At 38.5% G+C, this 14,089-nt stretch carries 16 protein-coding genes; 12 read left to right on the top strand and 4 right to left on the bottom strand.

Translation table 11 applies throughout. The annotated features are described in order from the left end of the window. The first annotated feature begins 8 nt into the window (after positions 1 to 8). From H8787_RS08350 to H8787_RS08310, 9 genes are all read left to right on the top strand, one after another. Complete coding sequence (locus H8787_RS08350; protein ID WP_187327850.1) at positions 9 to 863, top strand: bifunctional methylenetetrahydrofolate dehydrogenase/methenyltetrahydrofolate cyclohydrolase; 855 nt, start codon at positions 9 to 11, stop codon at positions 861 to 863. 105 nt (positions 864 to 968) lie between these two features. Beyond that, on the top strand, positions 969 to 1,808 hold the full coding sequence (locus H8787_RS08345) for an NAD(P)H-hydrate dehydratase (protein WP_039677316.1): 840 nt from the start codon (positions 969 to 971) through the stop codon (positions 1,806 to 1,808). A 92-nt stretch (positions 1,809 to 1,900) separates the two neighbouring features. Beyond that, positions 1,901 to 3,241 carry an exodeoxyribonuclease VII large subunit gene (gene xseA, locus H8787_RS08340; protein WP_187327849.1) on the top strand — a complete coding sequence of 447 codons (1,341 nt, stop codon included), beginning with the start codon at positions 1,901 to 1,903 and terminating at the stop codon, positions 3,239 to 3,241. After that, positions 3,219 to 3,431, top strand: a complete 213-nt coding sequence (locus H8787_RS08335; RefSeq protein ID WP_003068213.1) for an exodeoxyribonuclease VII small subunit — start codon at positions 3,219 to 3,221, stop codon at positions 3,429 to 3,431. Before xseA ends, H8787_RS08335 begins: the two co-directional genes overlap by 23 nt. Continuing rightward, the gene (locus H8787_RS08330) at positions 3,428 to 4,330 is read left to right on the top strand and encodes a polyprenyl synthetase family protein (RefSeq protein WP_119056496.1); all 903 of its coding nucleotides are present in this window, start codon (positions 3,428 to 3,430) and stop codon (positions 4,328 to 4,330) included. Before H8787_RS08335 ends, H8787_RS08330 begins: the two co-directional genes overlap by 4 nt. Further along, the gene (locus tag H8787_RS08325) at positions 4,296 to 5,111 is read left to right on the top strand and encodes a TlyA family RNA methyltransferase (protein ID WP_048786221.1); all 816 of its coding nucleotides are present in this window, start codon (positions 4,296 to 4,298) and stop codon (positions 5,109 to 5,111) included. The genes H8787_RS08330 and H8787_RS08325 overlap by 35 nt, the downstream gene beginning before the upstream one ends. Then, complete coding sequence (locus tag H8787_RS08320) at positions 5,104 to 5,535, top strand: arginine repressor (RefSeq protein WP_006269766.1); 432 nt, start codon at positions 5,104 to 5,106, stop codon at positions 5,533 to 5,535. Before H8787_RS08325 ends, H8787_RS08320 begins: the two co-directional genes overlap by 8 nt. A gap of 7 nt (positions 5,536 to 5,542) precedes the next feature. Continuing rightward, complete coding sequence (recN, locus tag H8787_RS08315; RefSeq protein WP_049477041.1) at positions 5,543 to 7,201, top strand: DNA repair protein RecN; 1,659 nt, start codon at positions 5,543 to 5,545, stop codon at positions 7,199 to 7,201. 310 nt (positions 7,202 to 7,511) lie between these two features. Then, complete coding sequence (locus H8787_RS08310; RefSeq protein ID WP_187327848.1) at positions 7,512 to 8,243, top strand: metallophosphoesterase; 732 nt, start codon at positions 7,512 to 7,514, stop codon at positions 8,241 to 8,243. 62 nt (positions 8,244 to 8,305) lie between these two features. Here the strand turns inward: H8787_RS08310 and H8787_RS08305 are convergent, their stop codons facing one another. From H8787_RS08305 to H8787_RS08290, 4 genes are read right to left on the bottom strand one after another with little or no spacing between them, the layout of a single operon-like run. Beyond that, positions 8,306 to 9,277 carry a siderophore ABC transporter substrate-binding protein gene (locus H8787_RS08305; RefSeq protein ID WP_187327847.1) on the bottom strand — a complete coding sequence of 324 codons (972 nt, stop codon included), beginning with the start codon at positions 9,275 to 9,277 and terminating at the stop codon, positions 8,306 to 8,308. Continuing rightward, positions 9,277 to 10,050 (bottom strand): ATP-binding cassette domain-containing protein, encoded by a 774-nt coding sequence (locus H8787_RS08300; RefSeq protein WP_187327846.1) that lies wholly within the window; start codon positions 10,048 to 10,050, stop codon positions 9,277 to 9,279. Before H8787_RS08300 ends, H8787_RS08305 begins: the two co-directional genes overlap by 1 nt. After that, positions 10,051 to 11,013, bottom strand: a complete 963-nt coding sequence (locus H8787_RS08295; protein ID WP_187327845.1) for an iron chelate uptake ABC transporter family permease subunit — start codon at positions 11,011 to 11,013, stop codon at positions 10,051 to 10,053. It lies immediately after the preceding gene. After that, a complete protein-coding gene (locus tag H8787_RS08290) occupies positions 11,006 to 11,959 on the bottom strand; it encodes an ABC transporter permease (RefSeq protein WP_006269745.1) in 954 nt (317 codons plus the stop codon). Before H8787_RS08290 ends, H8787_RS08295 begins: the two co-directional genes overlap by 8 nt. A 235-nt stretch (positions 11,960 to 12,194) precedes the next feature. On the opposite strand from H8787_RS08290, the gene H8787_RS08285 reads away from it, so the two are divergent. The 3 genes from H8787_RS08285 to H8787_RS08275 all read left to right on the top strand — a co-directional run bounded on the left by H8787_RS08285 (position 12,195) and on the right by H8787_RS08275 (position 14,062). Then, positions 12,195 to 13,028: a DegV family protein gene (locus tag H8787_RS08285; RefSeq protein WP_187327844.1), complete on the top strand. Its 834-nt coding sequence runs from the start codon at positions 12,195 to 12,197 to the stop codon at positions 13,026 to 13,028. Between the two features lie 128 nt (positions 13,029 to 13,156). After that, complete coding sequence (locus H8787_RS08280; RefSeq protein ID WP_003036014.1) at positions 13,157 to 13,432, top strand: HU family DNA-binding protein; 276 nt, start codon at positions 13,157 to 13,159, stop codon at positions 13,430 to 13,432. 168 nt (positions 13,433 to 13,600) lie between these two features. Continuing rightward, positions 13,601 to 14,062 (top strand): Fur family transcriptional regulator, encoded by a 462-nt coding sequence (locus tag H8787_RS08275; RefSeq protein ID WP_187327843.1) that lies wholly within the window; start codon positions 13,601 to 13,603, stop codon positions 14,060 to 14,062. Positions 14,063 to 14,089 lie beyond the last annotated feature (27 nt).

Here is a 14,089-nt window from a genome sequence, read left to right as displayed (position 1 = left end):
AGATAGATATGATAAAGATAATTGATGGCAAGGCTTTGGCAGAAAAATTGCAAATACAGTTAGCAGAAAAAGTTAGAAAATTAAAAGACGAAACAGGATCGATTCCAGGACTTGTAGTGATTTTAGTGGGAAATAATCCAGCCAGTCAGATTTATGTACGAAATAAAGAGCGCTCCGCTTTGTCAGTGGGGCTTCATAGTGAAGTGGTACGCTTGCCAGAAACGACTAGCCAAGAAGAATTACTTGCTTTGATAGAACGATACAATCAAGACTCAGCTTGGCATGGTATTTTAGTGCAATTGCCTCTTCCAAAACACATTGATGAAGAAGCGGTGCTGTTAGCGATTGATCCCGATAAAGATGTGGATGGCTTTCATCCGATGAATATGGGGCGACTTTGGAGTGGCCATCCTGTTATGATCCCTTCAACACCTGCTGGTATTATGGAAATGTTTCATGAATATGGTGTTGACTTAGAAGGCAAACGTGCGGTGGTCATTGGACGAAGTAATATTGTGGGTAAGCCGATGGCACAGCTCTTGCTGGCTAAAAATGCCACAGTAACTTTGACTCATTCGCGGACACATCATTTGTCAGAAATAACAAAAAAAGCTGATATTTTGGTTGTTGCCATTGGTCGTGGTCACTTTGTGACGAAAGATTTTGTTAAAGAAGGTGCAGTCGTGATTGATGTGGGGATGAACCGCGATCAGAATGGTAAATTGATTGGCGATGTAAAATTTGATGAAGTATCAGAAATCGCTAGTCTCATTACTCCTGTGCCAAAGGGCGTTGGTCCCATGACTATTACTATGCTTATGGAACAGACATATAGAGCCTGCAAACGGAGTTTAAAGAAATAGAGTGCGACATGTTTTCGATTTTGGAGACATGTCTATTTTGTTTGTGGTAAAATAAAGATAAACAAGGGTGTCACTTCTCTACTGGCATAAGTGAAGGGAGCAAACATGAAAGTGGTAGACTATACATTATTGAAAAAGGTTATTCAACCACGTGCGCTGAATGGTCACAAGGGAGAGTATGGTCGTCTGTTATTGATTGGCGGTACTTATCCGTTTGGTGGCGCAATAATAATGGCAGCAATGGCTGCGATCTATAGTGGAGCTGGCTTAGTCACAGTGGCAACAGATAAGGAAAATATCCCATCGTTACATGCACAATTACCTGAAGCAATGGCTTTTGATATTCGGGACGAGAAATTATTGAAAGAACAGATCCAAAAGGCAGATGTGCTATTGATTGGTCCAGGTTTGGCTGAAAATCCTCTTGAAAAAGCTACTTTACAGTTGGTAATAAATCTTGCTAGTGAACGTCAAGTTTTTATCATGGATGGTGGAGCCATTTCTTTTTTTAGCAAAGAAGTTTTGCCATTTCCAAAGGCACAGACGATTTTTACACCACATCAAAAAGAATGGGAACGGTTGAGTGGATTAAAGCTAACAGAGCAGACACTCGAAAAAAGTCAAGAAGCAGTTAATGCTTTTCCTGTTAAAACTATCGTTGTTCAAAAAAAGCATGGAACGACTATTTTTCAAAGTGGAAATCGGAACTGTTTTCAACTGTCCATTGGAGGTCCGTATCAAGCAACAGGCGGTATGGGGGACACGCTTGCAGGTATGATTGCGGGCTTTACAGGACAATTTAAAACGAGCTCTCTACTAGATCGTGTAACTGCCGCTGTCTATCTTCATTCGGCGATTGCAGAGGAGTTGAGCAAAAAATCTTATGTGGTCTTACCAACAGAAATTAGTAAAGAGATTCCTAAGTGGATGAAGAAATGGTGTTAGTTTTTATGAATTCTGTCAATGATTTTTTATAGATAGTTTGGTATAATAAACATTACAAATGAAGAAGAACTATAGGAGAAGAAAGGAGAGAAATGGCTGAGTATTTATCTGTATCGACCTTGACTAAATATTTAAAGTTAAAGTTTGATAAAGATCCTTATTTAGAGCGGGTTTATCTGACAGGAGAAGTTTCCAATTTTCGCAAACGTCTGAATCATCAGTATTTCTCTCTCAAAGACGAAAAGGCTGTCATTCAGGCAACAATCTGGGGCGGAGTTTACAAAAAGCTAGGTTTTGACTTGGAAGAAGGCATGAAAATCAATGTTGTCGGCCGGATTCAGCTTTATGAGCCAAGTGGCTCCTACTCTATTATCATTGAAAAAGCGGAGCCAGATGGTGTAGGGGCTTTGGCAATTCAGTTTGAGCAGCTTAAAAAACGGTTAGGGGAAGAAGGCTTGTTTGAGACTCGATTTAAACAAACCTTACCGCAATTTCCTAAGAAAATTGGGGTAGTGACTAGTCCTAGTGGTGCAGTGATTCGTGATATTATTACAACTGTTAGCCGTCGTTTTCCAGGAGTAGACATTATTCTTTATCCAACCAAAGTACAGGGAGAAGGAGCTGCTACTCAGGTGGCAGATAGTATCCGTCGTGCTAATACACGAAGGGATTTAGATGTCCTTATCATCGGTCGAGGTGGTGGATCAATTGAAGATCTTTGGTCATTTAACGAAGAAATTGTTGTCCGTGCCATTTTTGAATCTCAAATTCCAATCATTTCAAGTGTAGGGCATGAAACAGACACGACTTTGGCAGATTTTGTTGCAGATAGACGCGCCGCAACGCCAACTGCCGCTGCAGAACTAGCAACGCCTGTAACAAAATTGGATCTCTTAGCGCACATACAGCAGCAACAAAATCGTTTGGCTACTGCTACATCTAATCGTCTTACTTATAATCGTGAGCGATTGGTTAAGTTGAGCCAGTCTGTCATTTTTCGTCAACCGGAACGATTATATGATAGCTATCTTCAAAAATTAGATCAATTAAATTTGCGACTCAAGCAACAAATTCGCGAATATTATAGTGAAGGGATGCAGCAAGCAAGGCTCTTAGAACATCGTTTGGAGGCTTTATCTCCTTTAAGGATGGTTCAGACTTATCAAGAACGTGCAGTCCAGTTGGAACGCCTTTTACGTAGCAATATGGCGGTGATTTATGATTACAAGGTAGCAGAAGTCAAGCGTTTATCTGATGCATTGCTTATGTTGGATACCAGTCGAATTGTAGCTCGTGGCTATGCGATTGTTCAAAAAGACGACAAGGTGGTATCAGGTACCAAAGATATAGAAAAGGGTGACAAGGTCAGTGTAGTTATGCATGACGGTCATCTGGAAGTTGAGGTAAAAAATGTCAAAAGAAAAGAAATTTGAAGAAAATTTAGCTGATTTAGAAGTCATTGTGCAAAAGTTAGAAAACGGAGATGTCCCTTTGGAAGAAGCAATTTCTGAGTTTCAAAAAGGAATGCAACTTTCAAAAGAACTTCAAGCAACCTTAGATAAGGCAGAAAAAACACTGGTCAAGGTTATGCAGGCTGACGGCACAGAAACGGAAGTGGAATGAAACAAGACGAAAAATTGGTTAGAATTGGGCGGACTATTGAGAATTTTTATGTTCAAAAGATGGTATCGGCTGATTTGATTGAAGTGATTCTTTACTCAATCAATGCAGGCGGCAAGCGGATTCGCCCTCTGCTGCTTTTGGAATTGTTAGAAGGTATGGGTTTGGAATTGACGGAGGCCCATTTTCAGGTGGCCGCAGCGCTTGAGATGATTCATACTGGAAGTTTGATTCATGACGATTTGCCAGCTATGGATGATGATGATTATCGTCGTGGTCGTTTAACCAGCCACAAAAAATTTGGAGAGGATATGGCTATTTTAGCAGGGGATTCGCTCTTTTTGGATTCTTATGCCTTAGTAGCAGAAGCGGCATTACCTAGTCAGATTAGGGCAAACTTAATTGCAGAATTATCTCAAGCTGCTGGAACCTTTGGCATGGTTGGAGGTCAAGTTCTTGATATGCAAGGAGAAGGTCGTGGCGTTAGTTTGGAAGAGTTACAGGTTATTCATGCTAACAAAACTGGTAAGCTCCTGACCTATCCTTTTATTGCAGCTGGTTTGATTGCTGAACTAGCAGAACCGCAGCAAGAAAAATTAAGAAAAACGGGTCAATTACTTGGACTAGCTTTTCAGGTGCGAGATGATATTCTAGATGAGACAGCGAGTTTTGAGGACTTGGGGAAGACACCACAGAAAGATGTAGCAGCAGGGAAGGCCACTTATCCAGCTATCTTGGGCTTGGATGGTGCTAAGCATTTCTTTGAAGAACAGTTGAGCGCAGCTGAGATTTTATTAGCAGAGGTAGAAATGGACATAGATTTTTCAGGGTCTGCTATCAGAAAAATAATAGAAAGTTTGAGGCTTAATGACGAAGGAAAGAGTAGATGTTCTAGCTTATAAGCAAGGTTTGTTTGAAACGAGAGAACAAGCTAAACGAGGGGTCATGGCAGGTTTAGTTGTTGCCGTTGCCAATGGTCAACGTTTTGATAAACCTGGTGAAAAAATTGATGAAAGTATGGAGTTGAAACTCAAGGGAGAAAAGCTCAAATATGTCAGTCGTGGTGGTTTAAAATTAGAAAAGGCTTTGCAGGTGTTTGACATTTCAGTTGAGGAGCAGGTCACGTTGGACATTGGAGCCTCGACAGGTGGCTTTACGGATGTTATGCTGCAAAATGGTGCACAGCAAGTCTACGCAGTAGATGTCGGCACGAATCAGCTGGCATGGAAACTCCGTCAAGATGAGCGAGTGGTCAGCATGGAGCAATTTAACTTTCGTTATGCTGAAGCAGCTGATTTTGAGAAGATACCTAGTTTTGCCTCCATTGATGTCAGTTTTATCTCGCTTCGTCTCATTCTACCAGCTTTGCATAAGGTTTTGGCTAAAAATGGAGAAGTTGTGGCACTCATTAAGCCGCAGTTTGAGGCCGGTAGAGAGCAAATTGGCAAGAATGGAATTGTAAAAGATAAAAAAGTGCATCAAGCAGTTTTAGAAAAAGTAACGGACTTTATGGTTGAAGCCGGATTCTCTGTTAAAGGTCTGGATTTCTCCCCTATTCAAGGTGGACATGGGAACGTGGAATTTCTGGCCTATTTAGAAAAAAGGTTTCACCCCGAAAACCTAGTAAAGACGATGATTACAACTGTCGTGGAAACAGCACATAAGGAATTTAAGGATGAATAAAAAAGAAAGATTAGAAAAAATTAGACATTTTGTGTCGGATTATGAAGTTGGAACACAAGAAGCCATTGTAGAATATCTGAAACAATCAGGAATCACAGCAACACAGGCAACCATTTCACGAGACATTAAAGAGCTGGGAATTGTCAAAATTCCGCAGAAGAATAACACCTATATCTATGAATTACCAAAATCAGCTAGTACAAGCTTAAAATTAGCGGATAACAATATTTTAGACTTTGAGTTGTTAAGAAATATGATCAACCTTCGCCTTGTCCCTGGAAGCACAGCTTTTGTGAAGCGACAAATCGTAGAAGATTTTTCTGATGACATTTTTAGTATTTTAGCGGATGATGACACAATCCTCCTTATTTTCCGTAATGAAGAAATGGCTCATAAGGTATTGGAAGAGATAAAAAATTGGTAGGTAGCCTATGTTACTTGAAATTTCCATTAAAAATTTTGCAATTATTGAAGAGGTTTCTCTCAATTTTGAGCAAGGCATGACTGTTTTGACAGGTGAAACGGGTGCTGGGAAGTCTATTATTATTGATGCTATGAATATGATGTTGGGAAGCCGAGCAACAACAGATGTGATTCGTCATGGCGCTCCGAAAGCTGAGATTGAAGGACTGTTTGCGATTGAACAGAGTAAAGCTTTGGTTGAAATCTTTGAGCAGCAAGGGCTTGATATGACAGATGAGTTGATTATTCGACGAGAAATTTTCCAAAACGGTCGCAGTATCAGCCGTATTAATGGTCAAATGGTCAATTTATCCGTTTTGCGATCGGTTGGACAGCATTTGGTGGATATTCATGGTCAGCACGACCAAGAAGAGTTGATGCGTTCCCAGTTACATATTGCTATGTTGGACGAGTTTGGAGATGAAGTATTTTTTAAACTCAAAGCGGATTATCAGCAAACTTTTGATCAGTATCGTCAGTTGCGTAAGCAAGTTATAACGATTCAGAAGAATCAAGAAGAAAATAAGGCGCGAATTGATATGCTGGAATATCAGATTGCAGAGATTGAGGCGGCTAATTTAAGAGCTGGCGAAGATTTGGCATTAAACCAAGAACGCGATAAATTACTCAACCATAAGCAGATTGCAGACACTTTGACAAATGCCTACGCTATGCTGGATAATGAGGAGTTTTCGAGTTTATCTAATATTCGAGCTGCCATGAATGATATGGAAGCTATCGAAGAGTACGATGTTACTTACAAAGAAATTGCGGCTAATCTTTCTGAGTCTTACTATGTACTGGAAGACGCAACAAAGCGTTTGGAAGACATTCTAGATAACATGGATTTTGATGGTGATCGTCTCTTAGAAGTTGAAAGGCGTCTAGATCTAATTTATAGCATTACTCGTAAATACGGTGGGCATGTGGATGATGTGTTAGCTTATTTAGAGCAAATTTCTAAAGAATATGCGCTTCTGACTGGAAAGAATCTCTCATCAAATGATTTGGATCAAGAGTTGAGAAAGCTGGAGAAAGATTTGGTCTCTCTAGCAGGTCGTCTGAGTCAGGAACGGCACGAATTAGCCCAGCAATTGGAAGCAGAGATTCAGCAAGAATTAAAAGATCTCTATATGGAAAAGGCGAATTTTCGAGTTCAATTTACCAAAGGAAAGTTTAGCCGCGAGGGAAATGAGCATGTTGAATTTTACATTTCGACTAATCCGGGCGAAGATTACAAACCGCTCGTTAAGATTGCTTCCGGTGGCGAATTGTCACGTTTGATGTTGGCAATCAAGTCTGCTTTTTCTCGTAAAGAAGGCAAGACAAGCATTGTTTTTGATGAAGTAGACACAGGCGTATCTGGACGTGTTGCGCAAGCTATTGCTCAGAAAATTCATAAAATTGGCTCCAATGGACAAGTTCTTGCCATCTCGCACCTACCACAAGTGATTGCTATTGCAGATTATCAATTTTTCATCGAGAAAATATCAGATGAATATTCAACAGTTTCAACAGTTCGCTTGTTGTCTGATGAAGAGCGTATCGAAGAGATTGCTAAAATGTTAGCGGGTGAAAATGTGACTGAAGCAGCTCTCACGCAGGCTAGAGAACTATTGAAACAGTGAATGGGTTGACGTTGTTCATCTCCTTCGTTATGCCAAAGTTCTGGTATAATGATCCCGGATATTTGTATAATCTAATTCCTACAAAGTTGCTTAAGTATCTAGAAGGCTGCTAAGTCGGCAATGGAATAAAACGAAGTTTTCGTCAAAAGCACTCTTCCAAATTTGGAAGAGTGACTTGCTTCGCAAGTTTTATCTGTAACTTCAAAGTAGTACTTTGAGTAGTTCGTTTCTGCACCAGTTGTTTACTATACAAGAGGCTTTGAAGTTGGAGGCTTGCGTTTCAATCTCTTCTTTTATCAGGAGGAAAACCATGACAAATTATTTTGTAATTGGAGATGTACATGGAAAGGCAAATATGCTAGAAACGCTACTCAAAAAATGGGATGGAAAAAGCCAGCTCATTTTTTTAGGAGATTTGATTGACCGTGGTGAGGATAGTAGAGCAGTTTTAGAGTGTGTGAAGAACCTTGTTGTAAAGCAAGGAGCAATTTGCATTTCTGGAAATCATGAGTATATGTTTCTAACTTGGTTAGATAATCCCGAGAGAGGATATGAACATTATCGCCGTAATGGTGGAGATACGACAATCAATTCCATTTTAAGACGATCTTTAGATACTCCTGTTGATGGAGTGGAAGATGCTAAGCGCGTGTTAGAAGAGGCACCAGATCTCGTGACTTTCATCCGTCAGATGCCCTTCTTTGTTGAAACAGAACAGTATATTTTTGTGCATGCCGGTATTGATTTAGATTTGAAAGATTGGCACCAAACTAGTGATTATCAAAAGGTTTGGTTGCGTGAACCCTTTCATCAGGGATACAATCAAACCGGAAAGACAATCGTATTTGGTCATACCCCAACTTTTTATCTCTTTTCTGAGAGACCTGGGACAAGTCGCCTTTGGAGAACGCAGGATCAAAAAATTGGTATGGATGGTGGAGCTGTCTATGGTGGAGTTCTCCATGGAGTTTTATTCGGAGACGAGGGCATTTTAGAACATTATTTTGTCAAAAATCATACATTGGTGGCTGAAGATAATTGAATGTTGTACAACAAAAGAGTTGAAAGAACTTTTCAAGTAAGTTTTCTTTCAACTCTTTTTGTTTATTTTCCAGCTATATTTTTGACATCTTTAATCATCAATTTAGTAGACTCGAGACCACCACCGCTAAGGTACCAAAGATCCGATGTTAAATTAACAATCGCTTTCTTTTTAGCAGCATTTGTTTCTTGAATTAGTGAATTATTCAATAAATCTTTATTCACTGAATTATCGCCACCGATAGCAAGAGTTCGGTTGAGAGAGAAAATAATGTCTGGGTTAATTTGTTTGACACTTTCGAAACTGACCTCTTGACCGTGCCGAGAGTCTTTAATTTTGGCATCAGTGGCTTTGAATTTCAGGGTGCTATAAAGAAATGCAAAACGTGATTTCGCACCAAATGCTGACATTGCGCCCTCGTTCAACATAAGGGTTAAGGCTTTTTTAGTTGACTTTTCATTTGCACTCGCAACACTTTCAATCTCTTTATCTAATGCAGCTAGTTCGCTTTTAGCTTTTTTTGTTCCATCTTCTCCAAAGATACTTGCCAGGGAGAGAATGTTTTGTTTAGTAGACCCCCAGTAATCTTTATTATCTGCTTTAAAAAGGATAGTAGGAGCAATTTCTTTAAATTTCTTAACATACTGTGCCGTACGTGGAGAAGCAATGATTAAATCTGGTTTCAAGGCAGCGATTACTTCCATATCAGGCTCTTTCATGGTGCCAACATTTTTGATGTTTTTTGAAAGATTTTTCAAGTAAGCAGGCAAGGTTTTCTTTGGAATCCCAGCGAGACTACTTTCCTTTCCTAGAGCTCGAATGGTATCGGCTGCACCAAGGTCAAACGTAACAATTTTTTTAGGATTGATTGGAACTTTAGTCTCCCCTGCTGCTGATTTAATAGAGACTTCCCTTGCAGAAGATGAAGTATTTGTCTTTGTGTTTTGTTTATTATGAGCACCACAAGCTGCTAAAAATACAACAGCAAAAGCTGTAAGGATAGATAACAATAGTTTTTTTGTATTCTGTTTCATCAGAAATCCTCCAAATTTAAATTATAGATATACACAGATTTTTTCCCGTTGATTTCACCAAGGGTTATGTCCATTTCGTACAATGAATCTAAAGTTTCTTTTTTCATGATTTGTTCCGTCGTACCTTGACAAAAGAGTTTCCCATCTTTAAAGGCGACCATCTCATCCACATATTGACTAGCGATATTGATATCGTGAATGACAATAATAATCGTTTTTCCCAGATCATCCACAAGTGAACGCAAGATTTTCATCATGGCAATACTTTGCTTAATATCCAGATTATTCAGTGGCTCATCCAAAAGAATAAAATCTGTATCCTGTGCCAAAACCATGGCAATAAAGACACGTTGCAATTGCCCTCCTGAAAGTGTATCAATAAAGCGATTTCGCAAGTCAAGGATATTCAGATAAATCAAGGCTTGCTCCACTTTTTGAACATCATCTTTTGTTAAGTGATCTTGGCTATACGGAAAGCGCCCAAATGAAACTAGTTCTTCAACGGTTAATTTCGATTGATAGTTGATTTTTTGCTTTAAAATCGTTAGCTCTTTAGCTAATTCTCTAGAATTCCAAGCTTCAATTTCTTTTCCTTTGATACTGAGAAACCCCTGATCTTTTTTGAGTAAGCGACTCATGATAGAGAGAAGAGTAGATTTTCCAGCACCGTTTGGTCCGATAAAGGCGGTGAATTTACTGGGAGAAATTCTTAAACGAATATCGTCTAAGACTAACTCTTCCCCAAATGATTTGCTAATGTTTTCTAATTGCATTTAACGTTTTGCCTCCTTTGCTAACAGATAGAAGAAGAAAGAACCTCCTACTAACTCGATGACCATGCTGACATTAATTTGTAGTTGAAAGATTCGCTCTACCAGCAGTTGTCCGCTGATTAGAAAGATAAAGCCGAGTAAACTGGCCACTAAAAAGAGCCATTTATGCTGGTATTCTTTGATGAGTAAATAGGCTAGATTAGACATCATAAAGCCAAAAAACATCATGGGTCCAGCTAAAGCAGTCGTTGACGAAGTCAGTAAAACAATAGCCCATAGCAGTTTTTTTTGCTCTTTTTCTACCTCTATGCCTAAAATCATAGCTGTCTTTTTATCTAAACGGAAGACATTGAGCACAGCATTCTTTTTCAGTACATATAGACTGACTAGTCCGATGATGACAGTAGCAATCAGAACAATTTCCATATTCATTCGTTGAAATGAAGGAAATAGTTTTGTTTGAAGCTTATCGTATTCGTTAGGATTCATCAATACTTGCAGAAAGGTACTCGTACTTCTAAATAGTGTCCCTAATGCCATACAGATGAGTAAGATGAACACAAAACCTTGTTGGAACAGTTTTTTAATCATAGGCTGCAAACAAAGGAAAAATCCACATTGAATACTCAAAATGATAATAAACTCAAACAAGGGATTTGATATCTTTCCAATAAACTGATTGGCAAAAAATAGATAGACAGTCTGCATGAGCACATAGAGAGCATCCAGGCCTAGGATACTTGGTGTTAAAAATCGATTTTCAGTAATCGTTTGGAAACTGATTGTTGAAAAACTAGCAGCAACTGCAATGATTAGATAGGCCAATAACTTTTGCGATCGCAGTTTTATGATAAAGCCTGTCAAAGGATACTCTGTTGGCATCAGGTAGAAAAATATAGCTACTATAGCCACAAAAAGTAGCAAGATGATGAGCCCTCTTGTTTGGATTTTCATTTTATTCATGAGTGGCACCTCGCCATAAAAGATAAATGAATGTTAAACTTCCAAAAATTCCCAGAATCAAACTAACTGAGATTTCGTAGGGACGGATCACCATACGTGACATAATATCACAGATTAAAATTAAGCCTGCTCCCGTCAGGGCAGTAATACTTTTGATGCGCGTGATATGATCTCCATAAAATTTTCGCACAATATTTGGTATAATCACGCCTATGAAAGGAAGCGAGCCCACTGTAATCATTGTCACACTGGTTGTGAGAGCAATGAGAAATAGGCTCAATCCTTCCATTTGATAAAAAGATATCCCTAGATTATGGCTAGCATCTTCTCCTAGATTCATAATTGTAAAAGTAGCAGACAACCGCCAGACAGCAATCAGAATAACAAAACTTAAAAAAAGCCACTCATATTGATGTGTCTGAATCATTGCAAAAGATCCTTGCGTCCACGATGTCATACTTTGCACTAGATCAAAACGATAGGCAAGAATTTCAGCAGCTGCGCTAATGACACCACTATAAATAATTCCGACAAGTGGCAGTAACCATTTTTCCTTAAATGATAATTTTCTGATAAATCTAATAAAAATAATCGTAAAAAAAATAGAAGAGACAAAGGCGAAGAGCATTTTTTGAGCCAAATTCGCCGTTGGAAAGAAGAAGAGGCTGAGAAGCATACCGAACTTTGCAGCATTTACTGTTCCAATTGTACTAGGCGCTGCAAAATGATTCTGTGTAACAGTTTGCATCAGAAGTCCCGCAATACTCATGCTAGATCCTGCTAAAATGATACTAATAGTCCTTGGTAAGCGCGACTCTAAAAATAATAGCCAAGTGTTCGTCTCACCACTGAGTAGTTTATGCCAAGAAAAACTGCTAGCACCAACCATAATTGAAATGAAAGCCAGTATAAGACAAAGAATTCCTAAAAATTTTGTCTGTTTCATTTATCAACTATTCCCTCTTTCTCTAAAATTTACTTTAAATTAAGATACAAGAATAGGCTAACAAAAAAACATTAGAGTGTCAATTATTTTCTGAAAATTTAATAATTCTGTCTATTGAGAACAATAAAGAGCTATACACATCTTTTACATATTTTATTCAGAAAAATTATTCCACAAAAAGTTATTTTTTTGATATAATAAATTAAATAGATAAAATTTATAAAGTAGGAAAAACATGACAAAAATCAAAATTGTAACGGATTCATCTATTACGATTGAACCGCAAATTGTAGAGGATTTAGAGATTACAATCGTCCCTTTGTCTGTAATGGTAGATGGTGTTGTTTATTCCGATGCTGATCTGAAAGAAGGAGAATTTCTTCGCTTGATGCAGTCCAGTAAAAATCTTCCTAAAACAAGTCAACCGCCCGTCGGCGTCTTTGCAGAGGTTTTTGAACGATTGGGTGAACATGCTGATAAAATCATTTCAATTCATATGTCCCATGCTTTATCTGGAACAGTTGAAGCCGCCCGTCAAGGTGCCACTTTATCAAACGTCGATGTCACAGTCATTGATAGCTCTTTTACAGATCAAGCTTTGAAGTTTCAAGTGGTAGAAGCTGCCAAATTAGCCAAGGCAGGTGCTGATTTAGAAGATATTTTGGCAAAAATTGAAGAAGTGCGTGAAAAAACGGAACTTTATATCGGTGTATCGACTCTTGAAAATCTTGTAAAAGGAGGTCGCATTGGTCGTGTAACAGGACTTCTCAGCTCGCTTCTGAATATTCGAGTGGTGATGCAGATGAAACAGCATGAACTACAACCAATTGTAAAGGGGCGGGGCGTAAAAACTTTTAAAAAATGGGTCAATGATTTGGCCGTAAGTCTGAAGGATAAAAAAGTAGCAGAGATTGGAATTTCGTATGCAGGAACTGCCGAATTGGCGAACGAAATGAAACAGATTTTGCAACCGTGTGTGGAAAAAACGATTTCTGGTTTGGAGACTGGTTCTATTATTCAAACACATACAGGTGAAAATGCGTGGGCAATCCTCGTTCGCTATGAATAAGTTTGATATTTTTGGAAAAATTGAAAAAAGTTCGTTTTGTGCTTGACCTAATAACATTTTTTAGATATGATAATACTTGTTAGAGTTAGTGACTACTAATTCATAAAATATTTTGGAGGATTTGTTAAATGGCTAACAAACAAGATTTGATTGCAAAAGTAGCAGAAGCTACAGAATTGACTAAGAAAGATTCAGCAGCAGCAGTTGATGCGGTATTTGCAGCAGTAACTGAATTCCTTTCAGCTGGTGAAAAAGTTCAATTGATCGGTTTTGGTAACTTTGAAGTTCGTGAACGTGCAGCTCGTAAAGGTCGTAACCCACAAACTGGTAAAGAAATCACAATCGCAGCTTCTAAAGTGCCAGCATTCAAAGCAGGTAAAGCTCTTAAAGACGCTGTTAAATAATTCAACGATAAAAAGCCTATTGTATCAACGTTTCGGCGTTGTGCAATAGGCTTTTCTTGTGTTTTGAAAGACAAAAACTGATCATTTGCATTTATTTACAATCATTCTAAATACGTATTCTCTTAATTTCATGATATAATAAGAAAAAACAATTATGAGTAGGTAGGCATGAATTTACATCCTTATTTAGAAATCACAGATCAAAGTGATTATGAAAATGTTATTCAACGGTTAAAAGTGAAAGGTGTGCGTATTACAGAGACTCGAAAGGCGGTTATTGCCTATATGATTCGGACACATGACCATCCAAGTGCTGAAAAGATTTATTCTGAGTTGCGATCAGATTTTCCCAACATGAGCCTAGCAACGGTCTATAATAATCTGAAAGTATTGATTGAAGAGGATTTTGTGGAAGAAATCAAGATAAAGAATGACAATACGACCTATTTTGATTTTATGGGGCATGAACATCTGAATATTGTCTGCGAAAAATGTGGACGAATTGCAGATTTTGAAGATGTGGACCTACCTGATCTGAGACGTGAAGCTGAAAAGCAGACAGGTTATAAGATCACAAAAACCAAAGTGCTGATATATGGAATTTGTGCTGATTGTTTAGGAGATAGCTGAGTAAATAGATACACTGTTTGAATAAAG

The organism is Streptococcus sp. NSJ-72, assembly GCF_014334035.1.
Taxonomy (GTDB): Bacteria; Bacillota; Bacilli; order Lactobacillales; family Streptococcaceae; genus Streptococcus; species Streptococcus constellatus.
This window is presented reverse-complemented; position numbering and strand designations above follow the sequence as displayed.

Coding starts and splice junctions, on each gene's coding strand:
- H8787_RS08350 (WP_187327850.1), top strand. CDS start 9: ATGATAAAGATAATTGATGGCAAGGCTTTGGCAGAAAAATTGCAAATA.
- H8787_RS08345 (WP_039677316.1), top strand. CDS start 969: ATGAAAGTGGTAGACTATACATTATTGAAAAAGGTTATTCAACCACGT.
- xseA (WP_187327849.1), top strand. CDS start 1,901: ATGGCTGAGTATTTATCTGTATCGACCTTGACTAAATATTTAAAGTTA.
- H8787_RS08335 (WP_003068213.1), top strand. CDS start 3,219: ATGTCAAAAGAAAAGAAATTTGAAGAAAATTTAGCTGATTTAGAAGTC.
- H8787_RS08330 (WP_119056496.1), top strand. CDS start 3,428: ATGAAACAAGACGAAAAATTGGTTAGAATTGGGCGGACTATTGAGAAT.
- H8787_RS08325 (WP_048786221.1), top strand. CDS start 4,296: ATGACGAAGGAAAGAGTAGATGTTCTAGCTTATAAGCAAGGTTTGTTT.
- H8787_RS08320 (WP_006269766.1), top strand. CDS start 5,104: ATGAATAAAAAAGAAAGATTAGAAAAAATTAGACATTTTGTGTCGGAT.
- recN (WP_049477041.1), top strand. CDS start 5,543: ATGTTACTTGAAATTTCCATTAAAAATTTTGCAATTATTGAAGAGGTT.
- H8787_RS08310 (WP_187327848.1), top strand. CDS start 7,512: ATGACAAATTATTTTGTAATTGGAGATGTACATGGAAAGGCAAATATG.
- H8787_RS08305 (WP_187327847.1), bottom strand. CDS start 9,277: ATGAAACAGAATACAAAAAAACTATTGTTATCTATCCTTACAGCTTTT.
- H8787_RS08300 (WP_187327846.1), bottom strand. CDS start 10,050: ATGCAATTAGAAAACATTAGCAAATCATTTGGGGAAGAGTTAGTCTTA.
- H8787_RS08295 (WP_187327845.1), bottom strand. CDS start 11,013: ATGAATAAAATGAAAATCCAAACAAGAGGGCTCATCATCTTGCTACTT.
- H8787_RS08290 (WP_006269745.1), bottom strand. CDS start 11,959: ATGAAACAGACAAAATTTTTAGGAATTCTTTGTCTTATACTGGCTTTC.
- H8787_RS08285 (WP_187327844.1), top strand. CDS start 12,195: ATGACAAAAATCAAAATTGTAACGGATTCATCTATTACGATTGAACCG.
- H8787_RS08280 (WP_003036014.1), top strand. CDS start 13,157: ATGGCTAACAAACAAGATTTGATTGCAAAAGTAGCAGAAGCTACAGAA.
- H8787_RS08275 (WP_187327843.1), top strand. CDS start 13,601: ATGAATTTACATCCTTATTTAGAAATCACAGATCAAAGTGATTATGAA.